Source organism: Streptosporangium sp. NPDC000239, assembly GCF_040300765.1.
GTDB lineage: Bacteria > Actinomycetota > Actinomycetes > Streptosporangiales > Streptosporangiaceae > Streptosporangium.
Genome location: NZ_JBEPEI010000003.1, coordinates 436,957 through 459,976 on the forward strand (window position 1 = coordinate 436,957; position 23,020 = coordinate 459,976).

General features: G+C 70.6%; 23 protein-coding genes. 14 read left to right on the forward strand and 9 right to left on the reverse strand.

What is annotated here, in order from left to right:
• Positions 1 to 788: 788 nt before the first annotated feature.
• Positions 789 to 1,184 carry a DUF8711 family protein gene (locus ABT340_RS11130; RefSeq protein ID WP_352010545.1) on the reverse strand — a complete coding sequence of 132 codons (396 nt, stop codon included), beginning with the start codon at positions 1,182 to 1,184 and terminating at the stop codon, positions 789 to 791.
• 132 nt (positions 1,185 to 1,316) lie between these two features.
• Here ABT340_RS11130 and ABT340_RS11135 point away from each other — a divergent pair, with 132 nt between their 5' ends.
• Complete coding sequence (locus ABT340_RS11135; protein ID WP_352010546.1) at positions 1,317 to 2,657, forward strand: APC family permease; 1,341 nt, start codon at positions 1,317 to 1,319, stop codon at positions 2,655 to 2,657.
• Positions 2,658 to 2,961: 304 nt separating this feature from the next.
• Here the strand turns inward: ABT340_RS11135 and ABT340_RS11140 are convergent, their stop codons facing one another.
• On the reverse strand, positions 2,962 to 4,146 hold the full coding sequence (locus ABT340_RS11140; protein ID WP_352010547.1) for a hypothetical protein: 1,185 nt from the start codon (positions 4,144 to 4,146) through the stop codon (positions 2,962 to 2,964).
• Positions 4,147 to 4,391: 245 nt separating this feature from the next.
• Between ABT340_RS11140 and ABT340_RS11145 the strand changes: the two genes are divergently transcribed.
• The 3 genes from ABT340_RS11145 (at position 4,392) to ABT340_RS11155 (ending at position 7,283) form a co-directional block, all read left to right on the forward strand.
• Complete coding sequence (locus tag ABT340_RS11145; protein ID WP_352010548.1) at positions 4,392 to 4,760, forward strand: STAS domain-containing protein; 369 nt, start codon at positions 4,392 to 4,394, stop codon at positions 4,758 to 4,760.
• An 87-nt stretch (positions 4,761 to 4,847) separates the two neighbouring features.
• Positions 4,848 to 5,816, forward strand: a complete 969-nt coding sequence (locus tag ABT340_RS11150) for a GlxA family transcriptional regulator (protein ID WP_352010549.1) — start codon at positions 4,848 to 4,850, stop codon at positions 5,814 to 5,816.
• Between the two features lie 111 nt (positions 5,817 to 5,927).
• A complete protein-coding gene (locus ABT340_RS11155) occupies positions 5,928 to 7,283 on the forward strand; it encodes a DJ-1/PfpI family protein (RefSeq protein WP_352010550.1) in 1,356 nt (451 codons plus the stop codon).
• 14 nt (positions 7,284 to 7,297) lie between these two features.
• On the opposite strand, the gene ABT340_RS11160 is transcribed toward ABT340_RS11155, so the two are convergent.
• Complete coding sequence (locus ABT340_RS11160) at positions 7,298 to 8,395, reverse strand: ROK family transcriptional regulator (protein ID WP_352010551.1); 1,098 nt, start codon at positions 8,393 to 8,395, stop codon at positions 7,298 to 7,300.
• A gap of 45 nt (positions 8,396 to 8,440) precedes the next feature.
• Between ABT340_RS11160 and ABT340_RS11165 the strand changes: the two genes are divergently transcribed.
• Positions 8,441 to 9,610, forward strand: a complete 1,170-nt coding sequence (locus ABT340_RS11165; protein ID WP_352010552.1) for an MFS transporter — start codon at positions 8,441 to 8,443, stop codon at positions 9,608 to 9,610.
• 4 nt (positions 9,611 to 9,614) lie between these two features.
• Here the strand turns inward: ABT340_RS11165 and ABT340_RS11170 are convergent, their stop codons facing one another.
• Positions 9,615 to 10,361 carry a hypothetical protein gene (locus ABT340_RS11170; RefSeq protein WP_352010553.1) on the reverse strand — a complete coding sequence of 249 codons (747 nt, stop codon included), beginning with the start codon at positions 10,359 to 10,361 and terminating at the stop codon, positions 9,615 to 9,617.
• Between the two features lie 82 nt (positions 10,362 to 10,443).
• On the opposite strand from ABT340_RS11170, the gene ABT340_RS11175 reads away from it, so the two are divergent.
• Positions 10,444 to 11,172 carry a DUF427 domain-containing protein gene (locus ABT340_RS11175; RefSeq protein ID WP_362773642.1) on the forward strand — a complete coding sequence of 243 codons (729 nt, stop codon included), beginning with the start codon at positions 10,444 to 10,446 and terminating at the stop codon, positions 11,170 to 11,172.
• On the opposite strand, the gene ABT340_RS11180 is transcribed toward ABT340_RS11175, so the two are convergent.
• From ABT340_RS11180 to ABT340_RS11190, 3 genes are all read right to left on the reverse strand, one after another.
• Complete coding sequence (locus tag ABT340_RS11180) at positions 11,173 to 11,457, reverse strand: PIN domain-containing protein (RefSeq protein ID WP_352010555.1); 285 nt, start codon at positions 11,455 to 11,457, stop codon at positions 11,173 to 11,175.
• Positions 11,458 to 11,473: 16 nt separating this feature from the next.
• Positions 11,474 to 12,193 carry a glycosyltransferase family 2 protein gene (locus tag ABT340_RS11185; protein WP_352010556.1) on the reverse strand — a complete coding sequence of 240 codons (720 nt, stop codon included), beginning with the start codon at positions 12,191 to 12,193 and terminating at the stop codon, positions 11,474 to 11,476.
• A 355-nt stretch (positions 12,194 to 12,548) separates the two neighbouring features.
• Positions 12,549 to 12,833 (reverse strand): hypothetical protein, encoded by a 285-nt coding sequence (locus ABT340_RS11190; protein ID WP_352010557.1) that lies wholly within the window; start codon positions 12,831 to 12,833, stop codon positions 12,549 to 12,551.
• Between the two features lie 228 nt (positions 12,834 to 13,061).
• On the opposite strand from ABT340_RS11190, the gene ABT340_RS11195 reads away from it, so the two are divergent.
• Genes ABT340_RS11195 through ABT340_RS11205 form a run of 3 tightly spaced genes read left to right on the forward strand, consistent with a single transcriptional unit; the run spans position 13,062 to position 15,883 of the window.
• Positions 13,062 to 14,519 carry an NsdA family TPR-like regulatory protein gene (locus ABT340_RS11195; RefSeq protein WP_352010558.1) on the forward strand — a complete coding sequence of 486 codons (1,458 nt, stop codon included), beginning with the start codon at positions 13,062 to 13,064 and terminating at the stop codon, positions 14,517 to 14,519.
• Positions 14,519 to 15,424, forward strand: a complete 906-nt coding sequence (locus ABT340_RS11200) for a phosphotransferase enzyme family protein (RefSeq protein WP_352010559.1) — start codon at positions 14,519 to 14,521, stop codon at positions 15,422 to 15,424. The genes ABT340_RS11195 and ABT340_RS11200 overlap by 1 nt, the downstream gene beginning before the upstream one ends.
• 24 nt (positions 15,425 to 15,448) lie before the next feature.
• Complete coding sequence (locus tag ABT340_RS11205) at positions 15,449 to 15,883, forward strand: SRPBCC family protein (protein ID WP_352010560.1); 435 nt, start codon at positions 15,449 to 15,451, stop codon at positions 15,881 to 15,883.
• A 135-nt stretch (positions 15,884 to 16,018) separates the two neighbouring features.
• On the opposite strand, the gene ABT340_RS11210 is transcribed toward ABT340_RS11205, so the two are convergent.
• Positions 16,019 to 16,258 carry a hypothetical protein gene (locus ABT340_RS11210; protein WP_352010561.1) on the reverse strand — a complete coding sequence of 80 codons (240 nt, stop codon included), beginning with the start codon at positions 16,256 to 16,258 and terminating at the stop codon, positions 16,019 to 16,021.
• 447 nt (positions 16,259 to 16,705) lie between these two features.
• On the opposite strand from ABT340_RS11210, the gene ABT340_RS11215 reads away from it, so the two are divergent.
• From ABT340_RS11215 to ABT340_RS11225, 3 genes are all read left to right on the forward strand, one after another.
• Complete coding sequence (locus ABT340_RS11215) at positions 16,706 to 17,539, forward strand: SDR family oxidoreductase (RefSeq protein ID WP_352010562.1); 834 nt, start codon at positions 16,706 to 16,708, stop codon at positions 17,537 to 17,539.
• 82 nt (positions 17,540 to 17,621) lie between these two features.
• Positions 17,622 to 18,101: a MarR family winged helix-turn-helix transcriptional regulator gene (locus ABT340_RS11220; RefSeq protein WP_352010563.1), complete on the forward strand. Its 480-nt coding sequence runs from the start codon at positions 17,622 to 17,624 to the stop codon at positions 18,099 to 18,101.
• A 10-nt stretch (positions 18,102 to 18,111) separates the two neighbouring features.
• Positions 18,112 to 19,326 (forward strand): epoxide hydrolase family protein, encoded by a 1,215-nt coding sequence (locus tag ABT340_RS11225; RefSeq protein ID WP_352010564.1) that lies wholly within the window; start codon positions 18,112 to 18,114, stop codon positions 19,324 to 19,326.
• Between the two features lie 43 nt (positions 19,327 to 19,369).
• Here ABT340_RS11225 and ABT340_RS11230 read toward each other — a convergent pair whose 3' ends face one another.
• Positions 19,370 to 20,344, reverse strand: coding sequence for an aldo/keto reductase (locus ABT340_RS11230; protein ID WP_352010565.1), 975 nt, complete (start codon positions 20,342 to 20,344; stop codon positions 19,370 to 19,372).
• Between the two features lie 346 nt (positions 20,345 to 20,690).
• Between ABT340_RS11230 and ABT340_RS11235 the strand changes: the two genes are divergently transcribed.
• Positions 20,691 to 21,407 (forward strand): DUF998 domain-containing protein, encoded by a 717-nt coding sequence (locus ABT340_RS11235; protein WP_352010566.1) that lies wholly within the window; start codon positions 20,691 to 20,693, stop codon positions 21,405 to 21,407.
• 109 nt (positions 21,408 to 21,516) lie between these two features.
• Positions 21,517 to 22,959: a WGR domain-containing protein gene (locus tag ABT340_RS11240; RefSeq protein ID WP_352010567.1), complete on the forward strand. Its 1,443-nt coding sequence runs from the start codon at positions 21,517 to 21,519 to the stop codon at positions 22,957 to 22,959.
• The last annotated feature ends 61 nt before the right edge of the window (positions 22,960 to 23,020 follow it).

Here is a 23,020-nt window from a genome sequence, read left to right on the forward strand (position 1 = left end):
GATGCATGTTTATGGCACGCGTCGCACGGTCGGCAGGAGCCTGCCGGACGACAAAGCCCCCACCGGACGGCGGGGGCTCACAGGACACGGCATGAACTCGGCCCGGCCGAGCTCGGGTTCCCGGCCCGGTCGAACTCAGGCTGGGGAAACGCCCTGGGCGCCGACCCGGGCTCACCCGGCCCCCAGAGCCATCGGTTCGGACGCCGATCTCTCAACGGTCCCAACCCGGGTGTCCGACACCAGAGCGTCGTTCTCCGCGTGGGTGTCCCCGTAACGCGCCTCAACCCAGGGCGTCCGGCACTGGAAACGAAGAGTTCGCCCCGTCTTTCCCGGCGTCAAGCGCGAGGAGCTCGGCTTTTGTGCTTCCCCGGTGCCAAGTGTGGAGAGCGCCGGTTTGGGCGCGTCCTCGAATCTGGACTGCGGAGCGAGGTGGCGTAACGGACGGACGATGAGGGAAGACGCCGACTCGAAGCGCCCAAACCCGCGCCGCCGAAGGAGCCGCAAAGCAGCACATCTTGTGCTTTACCGGCGCCAAGTGTGAGGAGTTTCGGCTTGGGCGCGTCGGTGCTTGGACTGAGGAACGCAGGAGCGAAGCGACGGAGTGACGAGGGAAAGCACCGACTCAGGGCGCCCAAGCCCGCGACGCCGTCAGGCGGAGCAAAGAGACACAGAGCAAAGGAACACAGCGCCGCCCCGCGCTGCCCCCCGCAGGCGGAGCGGCGCTGTGTCCCTCGGGTGTGCCTCCCTGGGAGCGGGAGGCACGGGGTGGAGAGGTCAATCAGATCAGGTCAGGAGGAGCAGGCCTTGCCCAGCTTGACGGTGGCTTCCTGGGCGCTCTTGGCCATGTTCTGCACGGTGGCGCCGGCTCCGGCCAGGTCCTTGGGGTCGATCTTGAAGTCACCCCAGGTCTTGGCGAGGTCGTTGAGCGCGGAGGCGAGGTCTCCGTCGGTCTTGCCGGCGAGCTCCTTCAGGTCGGCCGACAGCTTCTGGCTGGCGTCGTTGAACTTGCTGAAGTCGGTGCCGGCGCTGGCGGTGGCGGTGGTGTAGTCCGTGAAGGCCTTGGTCCAGGGCGCCTGGGCGCAGAACTCGGCGTTACCGGACCCGCCACAGGCGGCGGTGAAGGAGAGAAGTGCGGCTCCCGCGACGGTGGCGGCGATACGACGGGAGGAGAGGACGGAGAACATTTCTGCCTTTCATTACTTCTTGTGACAGAGAGAACAGTAGGGGATCTCCTTGCGGCGCACTTTCATGACGCTTACAGGTGGTGCCCGAGTGACGGTGGGTGAGATCAGCCGGAGGGCGGGTAGGAGCGCGGCATGGCTGAGGCGGTGATCGATTCCGGCGCGGCCCAGCACTCGCTCAAGCGGGTGATCGGGCGCCGGGTCCTGTTGCTCTTCGTGGTCGGCGACATCCTCGGTGCGGGGATATACGCCCTGGTGGGGAAGGTCGCCGGATATGTCGGCGGCGCTCTGTGGCTGCCGTTCCTGGTGGCCTTCGTGCTGGCCGCGCTGACCGCGACGGCCTACGCCGAACTCGTCGGGAAGTATCCCCAGGCCGCCGGGGCCGCGCTGTACACGAACAAGGCGTTCAACATCCCCTTCCTGACCTTCGTCGTGGCCTTCGCGGTGCTGATGAGCGGGATCACCTCGGCGAGCGCGGCGGCGCGCGCGTTCGGCGGCAAGTACCTCGGGGAGTTCGTCACCCTGCCGGTGATGGCCGGGGCGTTCGTCTTCCTGGGGCTGGTGACGCTGGTGAACTTCGCGGGCATCTCCGAGTCCATCAAGGTCAACGTGGTCCTGACCGTCATCGAGGCGTTCGGGCTCGTGGTGATCATCGTGATCGGGATCTACGCGCTGCTGTCCGGGGAGGGCGAGCCCGCCCGGGCCCTGGAGTTCCATCCGGCGAACGGCGCCTTCCTCGGTGTCCTCGGCGGTACGGCGCTCGCCTTCTACGCGTTGCTCGGCTTCGAGGACTCGGTCAACCTGGCCGAGGAGTCGAAGGATCCGCAGCGCGACTACCCCAGGGCGCTCTTCGGTGGTCTGGCGGTCGCGGCGCTGATCTATCTGGCGGTGGCGTTCACCGCGACGATGCTGGTGGACGCCAAGACCCTGACCAGTTCGACGGGCCCGCTCCTTGAGGTCGTCAAGGTCGCGGGCCTGGCGTTCCCGCCCAAGCTGTTCGCGCTGATCGCGCTGCTGGCGGTCGGCAACACCGCGCTGATCAACATGATCATGGCCTCACGCCTGGTGTACGGCATGGCCCGAGAGGGCATCGTGCCGAAGGTCTTCGCCTCGGTGCACTCGACCAGGGCGACGCCCTGGGTGGCCGTCCTGTTCACCACCGCGATCGCGGCGGTGCTGGTCGCGACCGGCGATGTCGGCGATCTGGCCGACACGACGGTGCTGCTGTTGTTGCTGGTCTTCGCGCTGGTCAACGTGGCCGTGCTCGTGCTGCGCAAGGATCCCGTCGGCCACGACCACTACCGGGCGCCCAGTTGGATGCCGGCGCTCGGCGCGGTTGTCTGCCTTGTGCTCGCGCTGCCGATCACGGGGCGCGGCGCCGACGTCTACGTGCGGGCGGGTCTGCTGCTCGTCGTCGGGGTGGTGCTCTGGTTCGTCAACAGGTTGTTCCTGTCAGAACGGGAGCGCTCGTCCTGAGGGGGTGCGCAGGTCGAGAGAGACGGGCTGACGTGGCGGCCGAGGCCTTTGGGTGATTCTTATACGTTTCATGTCAGACTCCCTCTTTATTGGAGTTTGGGAGAGAGTACGACATTCCAAGGGCGATTTGGGGTGTCCATGGGTGATCGAATTTGTTTCGGGCCGTCCGGAGAGTGAAAACGGAGCATTCTCCGGATCGCGGGCGGGCCGGGAAGTCCGATGGGGCAGGGGATGCGCACGCCGGTCTCCGGTCTGAAGATCACGGCGAGGCGACAGGTAAAACTTGAAGTCGGAAGGAACGGGCTCAGCGTCTGAGGACGAAATCGTCCTCGTCGTCACCGACGCCGACCGAGCCGACCGCCCACAGCGTGGCCGTACCGGGCACCCGGGTGACACCCGTCCTGGTGACGTGGTCACTGTCCTCGTACTGCTGGTCGGGACGGCGGGGACGCAGGAGCGGGCCGTACTCGCGTGTCCACGCCGTGCCGTCGAAGCGGAGCATGAGCGCCTGCCCCGGATGGTCGGCGTCCACCCCGCTGATCCACACCTCGCCGGGACCGGAGGCGGTGACGCCCTGCAGGGCACCGCGGGCGACCGGCACCTCGGCCCTGGCCCACCGGGTCCCGTCCCAGTGCAGGACCAGCGGCTGCCCCTGCCTGATCCGGGCTCCGTCCCGTACGGCCCCGGCGGGCGCGACCTCGCCGACCGCCCACACGTCGGACGGGGAGACCTGCCAGACCCGCCGCAGCGTGCCACCGGGGATGGCGGGTGTCCGCGACCGCTCCCAGCGGTCGGGGGAGCCGTGCCAGACCAGCGGTGTGCCGTCCTGGGCCGCTCCGACCGCCCAGACGTGCCCCTGCCTGGCGGTGACCGCCTCGAAGGTGCCGCCGCCGGTGGGCACGTTGCGGAAGGCCGTGCCGTCCCACCGGATCAGCACCCCGCCGGACGGGCCGTTCCCGGTGAACCACGCTGTGCTCCCTGTGCCGCCCGTGGCGGCGACGTCCGTCAGCCGGTAGTCCTCCGCGACGCCGAAGGGCCGCCGCGCCGTCCAGCGCCGCCCGTCCCAGCGCGCGGCGAACGCGTTCACCCCGTTGCCCGCGACCCAGACGTCCCGGGGACCGGCCACGCTGACGCCCGTCAGGTGGTTGACGTCGTGATCGTTCAGCCCGGTGACCTCGCGCCATCTCACACCGTCCCACCTGGTCACGGCGGGAGTGCCCTCCCGGTCCTCGGCGCCCCTCTGGTAGCCGACCGCCCACACCTCACGCGGCCCGGCCGCCGCCACGTCGAGCAGCGCGGAGCTCGCCGCCAGCTGGGCGGGCCTGACGGCCTTCCAGGCGGGGGAGACCGGCGACGGGTTCCGCTGCGTTGTACGGCTCGGCGGCGGTGCCTGGGACGCGGTGGGGGACGGCTCGGGGGGATGCGCGCCACAGGAGGCCATCAGGGTCACCCCGGCGAGCACGAGCGTGACAGAGCGTAGATGTCCCATGCGGGCATCCTCCCTCAGAGTGCCCTCCGGACGGTGCCGATCCTGAATAGACCTGTCAGCCCTGGGCACCCTGACAGGGCGAGCGAGGACGCGTTCTCCGCCGCCTGGGCCGGGGACGAGGCACGTCAGACGGGACGGTGGGGCAACAGGGGGGTGCGTCCGGCGGCATGGCCGCCGGGCTCACGGAGGGACCCGTTCCGTGTGAGACAGTTACACGGCTGGGAGAGGTTCGGTACAGAAGGTTGATGATGTTCGCGGGAAAAGAGCCGGAGCCGAGTTTCAGCGCCACGTCCGGGCTGCACGGTACGACGCTCGTGGTGCGGGTGAGCGGGGAGCTGGACCACTACCACACGCCGTTGCTGCGTGCGGAGCTCGGCAGGGCGTGGGAGCTCCTGCAGTCGCCGACCCTCATCCTCGACCTGTCGGCTCTGACGTTCTGCGACTCCTCCGGCATCGGTGAACTGCTCCAGGCCCGTCACCAGGGCCAGCTCGCGGGAGTACGGCTCATCCTCACCGGTGTCCAGGGAAACCTGGCCCGCAGGCTCAACCTGGCGGGCCTGACCCAGGTCTTCGAGGTCTTCCCCTCCGTCGCCGACGCCCTTGAGGCGGCCTGACCGGAGGTTCACGGTGTCCTGATCCGTCCGGTGCGAGGCCCGTACGGCCCTGCCGGGGCCGGGGTGACGGCCGGTAGCGTCGGCGTCGTGGCTGATGAGGGGACCGGAAGTACCGGCAGGGTCGTGGTGCTGGTGCTGCCCGAGGTGAACCTGCTCGACCTGGCGGGTCCGGTGCAGGTGTTCGACACCGCCGCGTTTCTCGGCGCGGGATACCGGATCGAGCACGTCGCCGACGCCGAGCGGGTGGCGACCGCCCAGGGGGTGAGCCTCGCGGGGCTCGGCGCCCTGCCGCAGGTCGCGGCCGGTGATCTGGTGCTGGTCCCGGGCCCCAGGCTGCGTGAGCACCGCGAGCCGTACGTCTCGGAGACCGTGGTCGGCTGGCTGCGTGCGGCGGCCGCCACGGGGGCGCGGCTGGCGTCGGTCTGCACCGGCGCGGTGGCGCTGGGCGAGGCGGGCCTGCTGGACGGGCGCCGCTGCACCACGCACTGGTCGCTGGTCGAGGCGATGCGCGCCAGATACCCGGCGGCGAGGGTGCAGGAGGCGGTGCTCTACGTCCACGACGGCCCGGTCAGCACCAGCGCGGGCGTCTCGGCAGGGGTCGATCTGGCGCTCTCGCTGGTCGAGCGGGACCACGGCCCGGCCCTGACCACGGCCGTCGCCCGTGAACTGGTGGTCTATCTGCGCAGAGACGGCGCGGGGGAGCAGATCAGCCAGTTCCTGAGGCACCGGTCGCACCTGGACTCCGCCGTCCACCGGGTGCAGGACCATCTCGCGGGGAGCATCGACGCCGCGCACACCCTGGCCGAACTGGCCGAGGTGGCGAACCTGTCCCCCCGGGGGCTCAGCCGGGCCTTCACCGCGGCGACCGGGATCACCCCGCTGGAGTACCGGCAGCGGCTGCGGCTCGAACGCGCCATGTCCCTGCTGCGCGAGACCAGCCTGCCGGTCGACGCCGTGGCCGTCCGGTGTGGCTTCCGCGAGGGACGGCACTTCCGCCGCCTGTTCAAGGCCAGGTACGGCGGGCCGCCCTCGGAGTTCCGGCGGGAAACCGGCTGACCGTCCCGGTTCTTCTCGTTCCCCGTCCTTCCGCCGTCACGCGGCGTTCTCGTTCTTCTCGTTCCCGGTTCCCGATCGGGCCGGGACCCCTCACACCTCAGGAGCTTCCGCATGCCTCAACGCGCCAGACTGCTCGTACGGATAGTCCTTTTCATCGCCATCTGGGGTGTTCTCGTTGGTGGAACATGCGCGGCCGGGGTCGTGGTCTCCATGCGGGACAGCTACCCGGGGGCCCCGCGAGCCGTACCCGGGAAGCCTCCGGCGGGAGAGGCGCCGCGGGGACGGATCAAGGTCGCGGTCGTGGTCGGGACGAGCGGTTCGGTGACCACCGACGTGCTCGGGCCGTACGAGGTCTTCGCCCGCTCCGATCGGTTCCTCGTCCACACGGTGGGCGCGCGCAGGGAGCCGGTCCCGTTGTCCGGCGGCCTGCGCCTGCTGCCCGACCGCACGCTTGAGGAGGCGGAGACCGGGGACGCGGTGCCCGACGTGGTCGTGGTTCCGGCCGTGGTCGACCCCGAGGGCGAGGCCGAGGCGCCGCTGCGCGCCTGGATCGCCCGTCGGGCCGCCGCGGGCGCCCGGATCCTGGGCGTCTGCGCGGGCTCCCGGCTGGTCGCGGCCGGTGGCCTGCTCAGGGGACGCGCCGCGACCTCGCACTGGGGGGTCATCGGCGCTCTCCGGAGTGACTATCCGGACACCCGCTGGGTTCAGGGCAGACGTTACGTCGAGGACGGCCCGGTCACCACGACCGCGGGTGTGACCTCCGGCGTCGTCGGCGCGTTGCGGCTGGTCGAACTGCTGGCGGGGGAGGCCGAGGCCCGGCGTGTCGGCGCCGAGGTCGGTTATCCCGGCTGGTCGCCCGGCGCCTCGACCGTGATCCCGGCCGACGAGCCGGCTCTGGCGGACCTGCCCTACGCGCTCAACGCGGCCTTCCCCTGGTTCCGGCCGGTCGTCGGCATCGGGCTGAACCCGGGGGCCGGTGAGATCGACGTCGCCGCGGCGTTCGAGGTCTACGCGGGAGGCTCCTTCGCGGCCCACGCGGTCGCGCTCGCGGGCACCCCGACGGTCACCACCCGGCACGGCGTGACCCTGGTGGCCGAACCGGCGGACGGTACGGCGCCGGCCCTCTCCCGGCTGGTCGTCCCCGGGGTCGGCGCGGCAGGGCAGGTCGATCCCGCGCTCACCCGTCTGGTCGCCGGGCGTGGGCTGGCCGTCGAACTGCCGCACGCGGGGCGCGCCGCCGCCGAGTCCGGCTTCGACCCGGTACTGCGCGACCTGGCCGTCCACACCGACGTGGCCACCGCCCGCGCGACCGCGAAGTACAACGAGTACCCCGTCGAGCACCTCGCGTTGACCGGTCCCGCCTGGTCGTGGCGGCCGACGCTGTTGTTCCTGCTGACCGCGGCCGGTGCCGGGCTCATCGCCCATGTCTCCCTCCGTTCCCTCCGCCGTCGCCGTACCGGGCCCTGACCGGAGGGCGGTCGTCACATCGGGGGGTCGCCCGGGGCGTCGCCGAAGACGTCCCGCTGGGCGATGGACAGTGCCGTGAACAGGGCGCCGTTGAGGATCGCGTTGCCCTCGACGGTGCCCGCGCGGACCTGGGTGGGGACCGGCGAGAGCGTGTCGAGGTGCTCGCCGACCCGCGCGGCCAGTTCCTCACCGCCGGAGCGGCCCGTCTCCCCGCCGAGGACCACGAGTCCCGGGTCGAGGACGGCGACCGCGGTGAAGGCCATCCGGGCGATCCTGGCGGCCAGGGTGTCCTGGTCGAGCCCGGCGGCGGCCCTGGCGTCCAGCAGGTCGCAGAAGGAACCCTCGGGGAAGCCGAGCGGCGTGATCTCACCCGCGCCACCCGAGGCGCCCCTGCGCAGCCTCCCGCCGAGGGTGACCGCCGCGCCCACGGCGTCGTCGAGCCAGAGCAGCACGAAGTCCTCGCGTCCCTGCGCGGAACCGGCGCGGTGCTCGGCGACGGCGGCGAGGTTGACGTCGTTCTCCAGGTCGATCCGCGCGTCGATCCTGCGGCGCAACGTCTGGAGCAGGTGCGGCTGCCAGCCGGGCACGCCGTTGTCCACGGCCAGTTCGCCGCTGTGCGGGTCGACCATCCCCGGCACGCCGAGGACGACGGCGTGCAGGCTCCGGGAACCGGCCGCCTCGGCGACGGCGTCGGCGACGACCCCGGCCAGGGGGGTGGCCGCCCTGGCGTGCTGGGGGTAGGTGGGCGAGGCGATCAGGGCTCCGTTCCCGGGGCCGATCTCGCGGCTCGCCGAGCCGACCGGGCTTCCGGTGATGTCGGAGACGGTCACGGTGACCGTGTCACGCCGTATGTCGGCTCCGGCCACGTGGGCACGGCCGGCCACGATGCCGTACAGGCGGGCGTTCGGCCCCCGGCGTTCGTCACCGCTCTTGCCGACGACCTCGATGAGCCCGTTGGTCTGCAGGCGTTCGATGAGGTCGGACACGGTCGGGCGGGACAGCCCGGTGAGCGCCCGTAGCTGCGGGGCGGTCAGCGTTCCGTGTTCGAGCAGCAGGTCCAGGGCGAGGCGGTCGTTGATCGCCCTGGCCATCTGCGGAGTCGCGGTCCTCATTTATCCCCTTTTAATCAGGAAGCCTGCCTGTTAGTTTCTCACACCATGCGCAACGACAATCAACGCGCCCGCATCGCGGTCGCGGCGGTGTTCGCCGTCCACGGGGCGGTAGCGGGAAGCATGGCGACCCGCGTCCCGTGGCTGCAAGACCATCTGAGTCTCGATCCCGCCGCACTGGGGATCGCCCTGTTCTGTCCTGCGGTGGGGGCTTTCGTGGCGATGCCGATGGCCGGCCGTCTCGTCCACCGCATCGGCGGGCGCGCCGCCACGAGGATCCTGCTCGCCCTGTGGTGCGTCGCCCTCGCGATCCCCTCCCAGGCCCCCGGGTTCGTCTGGTTGTGCGCGATCTTCCTGGCGTACGGCGCGGCGGCGGGTACGTGCGACGTCACCATGAACGCCCAGGGGGTGATCATCGAGCGGCGCCTGGGACGTTCGATCATGTCGGGGCTGCACGGCATGTGGAGTGTGGGCAGCCTGGCCGGCGCCGGGATCGGGGTCGTCGCCGCCCAGGCCGGAATCGACGCGCGCCTGCACCACGGCGCCGTCGCGCTCGTCCTGCTGGTCGTCGGTTTCGTGGCGAGCCGCGGCCTGCCGGACGTCCGCCCTGAGCCGGGCGAGCAGGCACCGCCCCGCTTCGCCGTACCCTCGCGGGCCATCCTGGCGATCGGCGCGGTCGGGTTCTGCGCGACCTTCGCCGAGGGGGCGAGCATGAACTGGTCGGCCGTCTACGTCACGGACGTCACCGGGGCGGGGCCGGGCATGGCCGCCGCGGCCTACGCGACCTTCGCCCTGGCCATGGCCGTGACCAGGCTGCTGGGAGATCTGATCGTCCAGCGCCTCGGGCCGGTCGCCACCGTACGGGCCGGTGGCCTGCTCGCGGTCGCCGGAGGGACGGTCATCGTCGCGGCGCGCGACCCGCTGCCGGGCGTCGCCGGGTTCGCGCTGTTCGGCCTGGGAATAGCCGTGATCGTGCCGCTGACCTTCGCCGCCGGAGGCAGGGCGACCGCGGCGCCGAGCCAGGGCGTCGCGGGGGTGGCGGCGATCACCTATCTGTCGGGGCTGCTGGCCCCCGCGGTGACCGGCTGGGTCGCCCACCTGACGTCGCTTCCCGTCACCTTCGCCGTGCTGTCGGTGATCGTCCTGACGACCGTCGCCACCGCGGGCGCGCTACGCCCCCGGGCCCCTCTGGGAGGCCGGACGGAGGCGGGCGCCTGAGCTCTCAGTGGGCCGCCCGCTCGGCGTAGCCGTTGATCGCTCCGGTCGCCGTGCAGGTCTGGGCCCCGGCGTCGCCGTAGGGCACGATCCGGTAGGGTGCCCAGACCTTCGACCCTCCCCGCCAGACCCGCGCGTACATGCAGCCGCCGTCGGGCCCCTCCCTGAGCGCGATTCCGACCGTCCTCCCCTTCTCCGTCCCCCCCTCGGCGATCTCCCGGACGACCCGCGGGTCCAGGTCCAGCCGCTGTACGGCCTTCCGGACCTTGGCCAGGTCCGGTCTGCCGGGGAGCGTCTCCTGCAACCGCTCATACATCCGGGGAGGAAACCTGGCGTGGGCCCTGAAGCCGAGGGGAGTGGTGGCCGGGCATGTGACCTCCTTGAGGGAGACGTCCGCGAAGAAGTCGGGAAAGGCGTTGCCGGAGGCGACGGCCTCGAAGCAGCCGACGACGTCGGGAACGGCACGGAGCGTCTCACGCCTGCCCTCCCAGACCTTGATCATTCCCTTGCCGGTCACCCTGACCACGGCACGGAACGGGTCCCGCCGGGTCCGCTCGGCGACGGACAGGACCTCGACACCCTCCCGCCGGGTGATGAGGAAGCCGAGATCCTCACTCTCCTTGAACCGGGTGCCCTTCAGAGTCTCGGTCAGGGTGCCGGCCTTCGCCCAGAAGTCCGCCCGTGCGGGGTCGTTCACGCCGCACCCCGTCAGCAGGAGCGCCAGCGCGGCCAGGGGGAGGAGAAGTCGGCGCACAAGATCATGTGTATCCCACGCGGGGAAACCGGTGCGAGACCTGTGCCGGAATAGTCCCGAGACGGTCAGGGTTGGCGGTGGCATGGAACCGGTTACACGTGGGCGTGTCCGTGTGGAGCGGAGCGCGAAGAGAGTGCGGGTCCTCTTCGGGGGCAGGGTGGCCGCCGACACCACCCGGGCACTGCTGGTCTGGGAGGTGCCCTACTACCCGACCTACTACTTCCCCCGGCGGGACGTCGCCGTCGAGCTGGAGCCCAACGGCGGGAGCGCGCACTCGCCGAGCCGGGGTGAGGCGGTGCTGTACGACGTGGCGGGAGTCGCCGACGCGGCCCTCGCCTATCCGGAATCGCCCATCGAGGAACTGCGCGACCACGTGCGGTTCGAGTGGGAGGCGGCCGACGCCTGGTTCGAGGAGGACGAGGAGGTCTACGTCCATCCCCGCGACCCCTACACCCGGGTCGACGTCCTGCCGTCCTCGCGGCACGTGCGTGTCGAGGTGGACGGCGTCGTCGTCGCCGACTCCCACCACCCCAGGATCCTGTTCGAGACGGGCCTGCCGCCGCGTTACTACCTGCCGAAGACCGACGTCCGGCTCGACCTTCTCGTTCCCACCGAGACCGTGACCCGCTGCCCGTACAAGGGGGTGGCGGAGTACTGGAGCGTCAACGGCCGGCCCGACCTGGCCTGGTCCTACCGGACCCCGCTTGAGGAGAGCGGGCGTGTCGCCGGGCTCGTCGCGTTCTACGACGAGAAGGTGGACGTCTACGTGGACGGCGTCCTGCAGGAACGCCCGAAGACGAAGTTCGCCTGATCAGGCGGGCGGCAGGTCGAACGGATCGACGAGCGAGACCCCCGTCCCCTCGAAGTCCTTGACGTTGCGGGTGACCAGCGTCCAGCCGTTCACCCTGGCCGTCGCGGCGATCAACCCGTCCGCCGTGGGAATCGGCCGCACGGCGTTCAGCCGCCCCCACTCCTCGGCGACCTCGGGGGTGATCGGGGCGATGCGGTCACCGAACTGCCGCAGCAGTTCGGTGAGCCGACGTTCCAGCACGGCGGCCTGTGCGGGATCCCTGCGCCTGCGGAGTTCCAGACGCACATATTGGCCGCCCGGGTCAGACGGAGGCGTGCTCGCGCCGGGGAGAGGCGGTGCGGCGGCGCTCGCGCAGGATGGTCCTGAGCACGCGCAGGCCGTCCCGTACGGCGTGCAGGTTGCTGACGCCGTGGATGCGGCTGCGCTCGTGGCTGGGCACCTCGCGGATCACGAGCCCGGCCTTGGCGGCGCGCACGTTCATCAGCGTCTCGATCTCGAAGCCGTCGCAGTCGAGGTTCAGGACCTCCAGATGACGCGCCCAGAAGGCGTTGTAGCCGTAACACAGGTCGGTGTAGCGGGTGCCGTAGAGACGGTTGGTGATCATCGTGAGGACGCGGTTGCCCAGGGAGCGGGTCCGGCTGATGTCGTCGGAGCCGCCGCCGGGGATGTAGCGGGAGCCCTTGGCGAAGTCGGCGCCCTCGGTCAGGGCGGTCACGAAGGCGACGATCTCCCGCCCGTCCGTCGAACCATCGGCGTCGATCATGACGATGATGTCGCCCTTCGCGGCGGCGAACCCCTCGGTGAGGGCGTTGCCCTTGCCCCTGCCGGTCTGCGTCACGACACGCAGCCCCGGACGGAGCCTCTCGGCGACGGCGACCGTGTCGTCGGTCGAGTTGCCGTCGACCAGTATGACCTCGTCCACCCACTCCGGCAGCGTCGCGAAGACGTGCGGCAGGTTGGCGGCCTCGTTCATGGCGGGGACCACCACGCTGACACTGACGGTGAAGAGAACGCTGCTCATGGCCGCAAGGATGGCCCGGGACCCCTGCAAAGTACTTGAAGTTACCTTGAAAGGGGGACTCAAAAAAGGAGAAATTTCCCTTGAAAGGGGCTCCTAAGGGGAGAGAGGCGACGCGCTCCGCGGCCGTGACCCGTCGCTGCGGCGCGGGGCGGCCGCCGGAGGGCGGCGGTCAGAAGGGGATGTATGGCACTGAAAGGGGTCAAAAAGGGAGGGCTCTGCCCGAGGGAGTGCGCAGGTCGAGCGGAACCGGCTCACGTGGGGGCCGGGGGCGCTGGATGAGGTGGATCCTTTTCACGTTCCCGCTCCTTTCTGGGCTTGATCATCGGGTGTTACCCATGTGGAGCCCAAGAATCACCTATCGACGTATCACATGGAGCACACTGGCCACACGCTCCGCAGCCGTCGCGACGTCCTCGGCCTGACCGATACGCCCCGCCCACGAGAGCCAGAACCACCATTCGCCGTCCTCGTCGTGGGAGGCGAGGACGTCCTCCGTCATGGTGGGGGCCATCGGGTTGACCACGTGGAGGCGGGGATAAGGTCCGTGGGACGACCTCAGGTGCACCTGGAAGGAATGGGCCTCCAGCTGGGAGGCGAGCCGGCGCAGATGGTCGACGGCCTCGCCGCGCTTTGCCGTCATGTGGATCACTCCTGGCGGACGGTGTTGGCTTTAATGTGCAGAGTGCGGTTCGGGGGCATGTGAGGCAATCGGCCTTCGGGCCGGATCGGCGCCGGATCAGTGGAATACCTGGGAAAGTTGTCGCCGTTCCGTGCGTAAACCGCGAATAAAGGGAAAGCAATGCATGAGCATGCTTACGCTGTGCTTCGCTCTCGTTAATCTTGTGTAAACAGCGACGGGGAGGGCGCCGTGGCCCGAGGTGAACATTCTCCCGCGTGTGCGCGCCGCTGGCGTGAGCAGGCCGGTTCCGAGCAGTGGACGCCCTGGCAGACGGCGCAGGCCATCCACGGTTGCTGCGGGGTCAGCCTCCTGAAGGCCCACCGGCTGGCCAGGGGGTGGTCGGCCAGGCAGGCCGTACAGGAACTTGAGGAGATGTGCCTGCGCCAGGACCTGGGGGAGGCCCGGGCCAACATCGACCTCCTCAACGCCTGGGAGAACAAGCGCGCCCGTCCCCGCCCGCAGACCATCGACCTGCTGGCGCGGCTCTACCGGGCCAACGCCGTACGGCTCGGCCTGGCGGGTGACTACTGCGACGACGAGAGCGAGGCCAGGGTCGTCGTGCTCTCCGGGGGTGAGGGGCGCCAGCCGTACCGGGCCGAGGAACGGCGCGAGGGCGACGGCGCGGCTGACGGCAGGAACGACATGGAACGGCGGGCGCTGTTCCACCACGCGCTGCTCGGCTCCCGCTTCGTGATGAACGGGCGGCTGCTGGCCGAGGTCGAACGGACCCGCCAGGAGCTCGACCGCACCCTCGCCCGCGCCACCGTCACCGAGGACCAGCTCGACGCGCTCGACGAGCAGGTGCTCCGCTACCGCCGCGAGTACATCACCAGTGCCCCGCTGCCGATGCTCTACCGGCTGATGCTCGAACTGTGCGACGTGCGCGCGCTCGTCACCGCCCGCCAGCCCGCGATGGCCCAGCGCCGCCTGCTGAGCGCGACCGTGATGCTGGCGTTGCTCTCCGCGGACGCGCTGATGAAGCTCGGCGACACCCGCCAGGCCCACGCCTGGTACGGCACGGCGCGCACCGCCTCCGACGACATGGGCGACCTGCGGCTGCGAGCCCTGGTCAGGGCGCAGCAGGCGATGCTGCCCTACTACTACGGGGACCTCGCCGAGACCGTACGGCTCGCCAGGGAGGCCAGGACACTCGCGGGGAACGCGCCCAGCTCTCCGGCGGCCCTCGGGGCGGCGGCCGAGGCGCGGGCGCTGGCCAGGCTCGGCGAGCACAAGGCCGCCAGGGCGGCGCTGGCCGAGGCGGAGCGGATCTTCGCCAGGATGCCTCCCGAGGGGCACGACCACCTGGCCTTCCGTTTCTCCGAACGCCGCCTGCAGTTCTACCGGATCGGCACGCTGATCGAGCTGGGGGAGGAGGTCGACTGGACGCCGGGTCCCTCCGGGGCCTACACCATCGACCCGGTGCTGCTCCTGCTCGACCAGGCCGCGCACATGGCCCGCGGGGGCAAGGCCGACGACGCCTGCCACCTGGCGGAGAAGGCCCTGCTCCAGGTGCCGCCGGAGCACCGCACCTCCATCGTGCTCAGCCGCGCCAGGGTGGTGCTGTCGGAGGTGCCGGAGGGCAGGCGCAGAGCCGCGGCGGTGCGCCGCCTGACAGACCTGGTCGTCGATGCCCTGCCGGTGAGCTGATGGGCCCGCTCGCGGAGGGGGCGTTCCGGGTCCTGCGCGAGGTCTGCGAGGATCTCGGGATCGATCACCGGGACGCCGAACTCCTTCGTGTGCGAAGCAACGCCGTCTTCAAGCTGCGCGGCGGGATCGTGGTCAGGATCGCCACCGCGCCGAACGCGCGGACCAGGCTTCCACTGGTGCTCGCGGTCGCCCGCTGGCTCGCCCAGCAGGGCTTTCCCGCGGTGCGTCCCGCCGACGAGATCTCCGAGCAGCCGGTGACCCACGAGGGCGGCGTCGTGACCTTCTGGCACTACGTGCCCGCGAGCGGCCGTCCGACGACCACCGAGCTGGGAGAGATCCTGCGCAGCCTGCACCTGCTGCCGGTGCCCCCGGTGGCGTTGAAGCGCTTCGCCGATCCGCTGGCCGAGCTGCGGGTGACGGTCGACGGGTCGGCGGTGCTCACCCCCTGCCAGCGGGCCTGGCTGCGCGACCGCATCGCCGAGCTCTCCGAGCGCTGGGCGGGGCTGGACATGGACGGCTCGCCGGTGCTGCTGCACGGGGACGCCTGGATCGACAACCTGCTGCGCTGCACGGACGGTCACGTGGTGCTGTGCGACTGGGACGGCGTCGCGGTCGGACCCCGTGAGTGGGACCTGGTGCACACCTACCACGGTCAGCGCCGGTTCGGGCTGAGCGCGGCCGAGGTGGACGCCTTCGCCGACGCCTACGGCAGTGACCTGCGCTCCTGGCCGGGCTACTCGACGCTCATGGAGATCCGGGACATGTACGCCGTGGGCATCCACATCCGCAACGCCGGGGCCGACCCGTTCTCCCGCAGCGAGCTGCCCCGCAGGCTCGACTCCCTCACCCGAGGTGAGCAACACACCCGGTGGTACATGTCGGAACCGGCTACTGTCTCCCCCTAAAGATCATGATTTGGGGGACATGTCATGCCGAAAGTCACGCTGCACAACACCTTCCATGTGCGTAACACCCCGGCGGCGCTCCGGGCGCACCTGAGCCAGCCGCAGAGCTACGTGGGGCTCTCGCCGCTGGTGGTCGCGGTCAGGGACGTCAGCACGGTGGACGGGGAGACGCGCTACGTCTCGGTCGAGCGGCTCAGGCTGCTCGGTCTCGTCAGGTACGAGAGCCTGGTGAAGGTGACGCTCAGGAGCACTCCGGAGACCGTCGAGGGGGAGGCCGCGGGTCCCGGCGGGGTCAAACTCGGCTACCGGTTCACCCTGCGGGACCGGGACGGCGGGACCGAGGTCGAGGACAGGCTCGTGGTGCAGGCCTGGAACCGTACGCTGCTGGGCCGGGCGGTGCGGAGGGCGCGCGAGGCGCAGCTCGCGCGTGCCGGGGTCCTCGTCTCACGCCTGGGCTGAGCCGGTCTCCGGGATCCTCATCGGGCCCTCATAGGGCCCTAAGAGAGCCTTCGTGGAGTCGTGGGCCCTCATGGGTCTCCATGGGGTCCTCACGGGGTCTTTTGTGAGGGCGGAGCCGGTGTGCGGGACGTGGGATCAGTGCGTTCCGCGCCTGCCCAGGCCCGAGGGCTTCAGGGTGTTCGTCCATGAGATGCCCGGCTCGACCTCGCCGGGATCCACCGGTTCTCCCATGCCGGAGCCGGGCCCGGTGGCGGGGGTGGCGGTGGAGACAGGGGCGGAGACGGCGAGGGCGGGCAGGGGCGCGAGCGCCGCGAGGGCGACGCCCAGGGCGGTGACGGACAGGGCGCGGGCGGGTCTGTTCCCAGGGCGCATCATCACTCCATGAAAAATAGTCCGAAGGTGGAAAAACGCCGCGACATGCTTCCGGGCGCGAGTTCAATACTCCCCTGGTGCTCTTCTTGGTAAACGACACGCAGCCCGTATCAATGTTCGAGTAAAGTGCCACAATTGGCGTGAAAAATAATGATATTTCGTGGCTTTTCGTGATGGTGCGGCCTTTTCTGGGCGGTCCTCTGAGTTCATCGGCCATGACCCTCGCGCCCACCGGTGTGACACCGCGGCCCGGAAGGATCGGGACGTCCCCGGGGGAGGGCGGGCTCGGGAAGGCCGGAGTTGACAGCGGTATACGGCCACCCGTCAAGTGATTCGGGTGAGCGATCTAATGTCTTATGGGGCATGCCGCCGGGGATTTGTCGCTTTCCGCTGAGTCGTCCGGGGGCATGCCTGCCCGGTGGCCGTGAGGGGCGCCAGTACCTTTCAAGCATGACCACCATCGCTGTCACAGGAGTAACCGGCAGGCTCGGCGGGCGTGTCGCCGCCAGGCTCGCCGCCGCGGGGACCAGTCAGAGGCTCGTCGTCCGCGATCCCGCCCGCGCGCCCCGGCTGGACGGGGCCCAGGTCGCGCGGGCGGACTTCGCCGACGGGGAGGCCGCGCGCCAGGCCCTCGACGGGATCGAGACCCTGCTCATGGTCTCGGCCTCCGAGGCCCCCGACCGCGTCGCCCAGCACCGGGCCTTCGTGGACGCCGCGGTCGCCGCGGGCGTCGGCCACCTGGTGTACGTCTCCTTCTACGGGGCCGCCCCCGACGCCACGTTCACCCTCGCCCGCGACCACTGGGCGACCGAGGAGCACATCCGGGCCACGGGGGTGCCGTTCACGTTCCTGCGGGACAACATGTACGCCGACCTGCTGCCACTGATGGCCGGTCAGGACGGTGTGCTGCGCGGTCCCGCGGAGGACGGGCGGGTGTCGGTCGTGGCCCTCGACGACATCACCGACGCCGCCGTCGCGGTCCTGGGCTCACCCGGCGAACACGCGGGCGCGACGTACGACCTGACCGGCCCCGAGGCGATCACCCTTGAGGAGGCCGCCGCGATCATCACCGAGGTCACCGGGCGTCCCGTCACCTACCACCGGGAGACCGTCGAGGAGGCCTACCGTTCCAGGGCGCACTACGGCGCCCCCGACTGGGAGGTCGACGCGTGGGTCTCGACCTACACGGCCATCGCCAAGGGTGAGCTGGCCGGGGTCGGCGACGCCGTACCGCGGCTGACGGGGCATCCGGCGACCCCGCTGGCCACCGCGCTGGCCCGCTGAGTCCCGTGGTTCCCTCGGGAGGGGGTTCGCCCCCTCCCGAAATAGATAAGCAACTTATATAAGTCGGTGATACAGTCCTGCCGTGTCGCCGCACGAGTCATCGGACGGCCTCGACGTCGAGGCCCTCGCCCTCGCCGTGGAGAGGTTCACGGGAGTCTTCATCCGCCTCGCCTCCGTTGAGCGGATGAGCTTCACCACGCTGGGGGTGCTGCACACCCTGGCCGGCAGAGGGCCGTTGCGCCTGTCGGAGCTGAAGGAGAGCGAACAGGTCACCCAACCTGCGATCACCCAGCTCGTCACCCGTCTCGAACGCGACGGCCTGGTCAGGCGGCGGCCCGACCCGACCGACGGCCGGGCCGTGCTCGTGCACATCACCCCCGCGGGCGCCGAGATCGTCCACAGCCGCCGCGAGAACCGGATCGCCAGGCTCGCCGAACTGGCCCGGCACCTGGACGCCGGGCAGCGACGGGCGATCGCCGAGGCGCTGCCCGCGCTGTCGGAGATGTCCGCCCTCGCCGTACGGCCGCCGGACGAACCGCCGCCCGCCGCCGGTGACCGGTGAAAGGAACCGCATGATTCCCCTCGAACCGACCCCGATCCACGTGTCCGACCAGGTTCTGGACGACCTGAGGGTACGGCTGAGCCTGACCCGCCCACCGCTGGAGGAGGACGGCGACTGGTCCTACGGCGTCCCCCGCGGCTACCTGAACGAGCTGGTCACCTACTGGCGCGAGGAGTACGACTGGCGGGAGGCCGAGGCCGCGATCAACGCCTACGAGCACTACCGGGTGACCGTGGACGGCACCCCGGTGCACTTCATGTACAAGGCGGGGGCAGGACCCCGGCCGGTTCCGCTGATCCTCACCCACGGCTGGCCGTGGACGTTCTGGCACTGGTCGAAGGTCGTCGACCGGCTCGCCGACCCCGCGGCCTTCGGCGGCGACCCGGAGGACGCCTTCGACGTCATCGTGCCCTCCCTGCCCGGGTTCGGGTTCTCCGGTCCGCTCCCAGGAAGCCACGACGTCAACTTCTGGAAGGTCGCCGACCTGTGGCACAGCCTCATGACCGGCGTCCTCGGCCACTCCAGATACGCCGCAGGCGGGTGCGACATCGGCGCCCTGGTCTGCGGTCAGCTCGGCCACAAGTACGCCGCCGAGCTGTACGGCATCCACATCGGCTCCGGCCAGAAGCTCACCCTCTTCAACGGCGACCGGGCCTGGGACCTCGCCCAGGGCGCGCCCATCCCCGAAGGGGCGCCCGACTCCGTCCGCGAGCGGATCCTCGCCCTCGACCGGCGCTTCGCGGTGCACCTGGCCGTGCACATGCTGGACTCAGGCACCCTCGCCCACGCGCTGAGCGACTCACCCGCGGGCCTGCTGGCCTGGCTCCTGGAACGCTGGACGGCCTGGAGCGACAACGGCGGCGACGTCGAGACCGTCTTCGACCGGGACGACCTGATCACGCACACGATGATCTACTGGGTCAACAACGCGATCGGCGCCTCGATGCGCTACTACGCCAACGCCAACCGTCACCCCTGGGCGCCCTCCCACGACCGAGAACCCGTCGTCGAGGCCCCGACCGGCATCACCTTCGTCGGCTACGAGAACCCGCCCGGCGTCACCACCGACCGGCGGGTGCGCTCCTTCCTCGACGGCGACCGGGCGGGCTGGTACAACCACGTCAACCTCACCGCCCACGACCGGGGCGGCCACTTCATCCCCTGGGAGATCCCCGGCGCCTGGGTCGACGACCTGCGCCGCACCTTCCGCGACCGCAGGCCCTGAGGCCCGTGCCCGGCACGGGCCCGGGACCGTGCGACGGTACGGCTCAGCCCTCGATCAGTGCCATGCTCGGGTAACGATCACCCTTGACGCTGTCCGGGGGCACGGCCGCGTCGAGCGCGGCGAGCTGGTCGGCGGTCAGGGCGACGTCAACCGACGCCGCGTTCTCCTCCAGATAACGCAGCCGCTTGGTGCCGGGGATGGGGATGACGTCCTCACCCCGGCCCAGCAGCCACGCCAGGGAGAGCTGGGCCGGAGTGCAACCGGCCTCCTCGGCGATCTTGCGGACCTCGGCGGCGAGCTCCTCGTTGCGCGAGCCGTTCTCCCCGGCGAAGCGGGGAAGATACCTGCGGAAGTCGTCGTCGGGAAGCCGGTCTCCCGTGCCGAGGCCGCCGAGCAGTCCCCTGCTGATCGGAGAGTAGGCGACGAGCGCGACGCCGAGCTCCCTGGCCGCGGGCAGGATCTCCGTCTCAAGACCCCGGGTGAACAGCGAGTACTCACTCTGCAGCGCGGCGATCGGGTGCGTGGCGTGGGCCCTCCTCAGGGTGTCCGCGCTCACCTCCGACAGGCCGATCCGGCCGACCTTGCCCTGCGCGACCAGCTCGGCCATCGCGCCGACGGTGTCCTCGATCGGCACCTGCGGGTCACGACGGTGCAGGTAGTACAGGTCGATGTGGTCCACGCCGAGCCTCCTGAGCGAGGCCTCGGCCGCCTGCCTGACGTAGCCGGGGCTGCCGTCGACCCCGCGCTCCTCGCCCTCCCCTCTGACGACGCCGAACTTGGTGGCCAGCACCACCTCGTCCCTGCGGCCCCTGATCGCCCGGCCGACCAGTTCCTCGTTGTGGCCCCTGCCGTACATGTCGGCGGTGTCGAGGAAGTCGATCCCCAAATCGAGCGCGCGACGGATGACCGCGACCGACTCGGACTCGTCGGCCTGACCGTAGAATTCCGACATCCCCATGCAGCCGAGTCCGATGGCCGAGACCTCCGGGCCGTTCTGACCAAGACGACGCCTGTTCATGTGAACTCCTGTGCCCTGTAGAAGTCGATCAAGTGATCGAGGCCCCTGTGTTCGGGGCGGCCCCGGTGTCCCACGATGTCTCTTCGAGCGCGCTCAAGGTCAAGTCCCGGGTGGCCCCGACCCCACCCTGAGGAGGGCTACCCTGATGAGGTCTGCCCTACCCTGGGTGGTCTTCTCCCAGTTCAGCGCCCTGGGGTGACGAACGGCCCCCTGAAGGTAACCCCACCCCGCCCCGGGGTTCCTCCGGGAAGGCTCAGGGATCACTGGGGACCGTCTCCGGTACTGCGGAACGAGGCCGCTCGCCAAGGTTGAACCCATGGCACGTCAGGCTTTTGCGGGATCGAAGATGCTTGTGGGCGGTTACGTGGCGATCGGCGCCGGGACCGTGACGATGACGGGACTCCACCTGGTCACCGGGCTCGACCCGGTGCACACGGTGATCAGTGAATACGCCTTCCAGACCGACGGCTGGCTGTTGCCCGTCTCCCTGGGCCTCTTCGCCGCGGCCGCGACCACGTTCGGCGTCCTGCTCGCCCGGCGCGGTGAGGACCGGGGGGCCGCGACGCTGATCGCCGTCTGGGGGCTGTGCATGCTGCTGATCGGCGCCTTCCCCACGGACAAGCCCGGTGTGCCGCTGTCGATGTCCGGTGGCATCCACAGGTACGCGGCGTTCGTGGCCTTCCTGGCGATGCCGCTGGCGGGCCTGATCCTGGCCAGGAGGTACGCGAGCAGCCCGTACTCCCGCCCGGTCCGGCTGTTGAGCCTGGCCTCCCTGGGCGTGCTGGTCCTGGTGGTCGCCCCCTACGTCGTACGGATGCTCGGCATCGACCTGACCAACGACGACATCCCGGCCGGGGTGACCCAGCGGCTGGTCGTGCTCTTCGAGGTCGGGGTGCTCGTGATGCTCGGCCCGGTGCTGCGGGCCTGCCACAGCCGGGAGCGGGCCACCGCCGGGGACGCGGTCAGGGCCACCGTCCAGGCCACCGTCCCGGCCTCTCCGGCGGGCGTGGCCGTACGGGGCGGCAGGGGGCAGGGCGCGCCCGCTTCCATGGTGCTTCGATAGGCGGTTCTTGAGTGGGTGACCTGCGGTTCAGCGGAAAACATCTGTTTTGTCGCCCATCTGCCGTACGCTCCCGGAAAATCGATCGACCGAATCGACCGAGAGGTGTGGCATGGCGGCGCGGAGCACGTACCTGGAGCTGTCCGAGGACGGCGGAGGCTCCCACAAGTTCTACGAGGTCGTGCACGACGGGCTGCAGGTGACCATCAGCTACGGCCGCATCGGCGACTCGGGCCAGACCAAGATCTCCTCGTTCACGACCGAGGAGAAGGCCGCGGCCGCGGCCGCCAAGAAGATCGCGGAGAAGGTCAGGAAGGGCTACGCCCCGGCCGTGCGCGGGGTGCGGCAGCGCCGCTCGGTCACCCGGCGCAGCGTGGAGAGCGTCCGCTCGACCGCCTCCCAGGCCCCGGTGCTGTGGCGCTTCGCCAGCGGAGCCGCGGCCTTCGGCATCTTCGTCGACTCGGAGCGCTGCTGGGTCGGCAACCAGAACGGCGACGTCTACACCGTCACCCACGGCGGCACCGTCACCGGCCGTTTCCGGCTGCCCGACGGGGTGAAGTGCATCGTCGCCGACGACTTCTGGATCTATGCGGGCGCCGACGACGGCAAGGTCTACGACCTCAGCGGGAAGGTGCCCAGGGTCGCCTACGAGATCGCCGACGACGTCGACATCTACTGGCTGGACATCCACGACGGCGTGCTCGGCGTGTCGGACAGGGCGGGCCGGATCACGACGATCGACCACGAGGACGAGTTCCAGTGGGCACGCAAGGGGCGGGGCGAGTACGCCTGGATGGTCCGCTGCGACGACGACGCCGTCTACCACGGCCACTCCACCGGCGTGGCACGCTACGACGCCGCCGACGGCAAGCCGGTCTGGGAGACCGGTGTCGCGGGCGCGGTGCTGTTCGGCTGGCAGGAGGCCGACTCGGTCTACGCGGGCACCGGCCGGGGCGCCGTGCACAGGCTCGCCAAGTCGGACGGCAGGACCGAGGCGGTCTACCGCTGTGACGCCACCGTCTTCTCCTGCGCGACCGCCCCCGGCGGCCGGTACGTCTTCGCCGGCGACAACCACTCCTCGATCTACTGCTTCGACCAGAGCGGCGAGCGCCTGTGGAAGCTGGGCACGGGCTGCGGCTCGGCCTTCTCCATGCAGTACCTCGACGACCGCCTCTACATCGTGACCACCGACGGCACCCTGGCCTGCATCGACGCCACCGAGGAGGCGATCAGGGCGGCCCAGGCGGGCACCGTCCCCCAGGCGGTCGACGTCAAGGCCGCCGCGAGCCTGGCCGCGGTCGAGCCGGTCGCGACGCTGGAGACCGTGGTGTTCGACGCCGTCACGGACGCCGCGGGCGGCGTGGTCGTCGAGTGCTTCAGGGAGGGCGACCGGCTGCGGGTGCGGGTCGTCAGCGAGGGCTACGACCCGCGCTGGAACGTGCAGTTCCCCAAGGAGGTGCGCGAGGCGGGTGCCCGCTACCTCGTCGAGGGCGTCCGCCAGTCGGCGCGGGGCGGCTTCTACCGTGCCTACGGCGACATCAGGCGCCTGCTCTGACCTCACCGCCCGCGGGCCTGGCGAGGAGACACAGCGGGCCCGCGGGAATCAAACAGCCGCG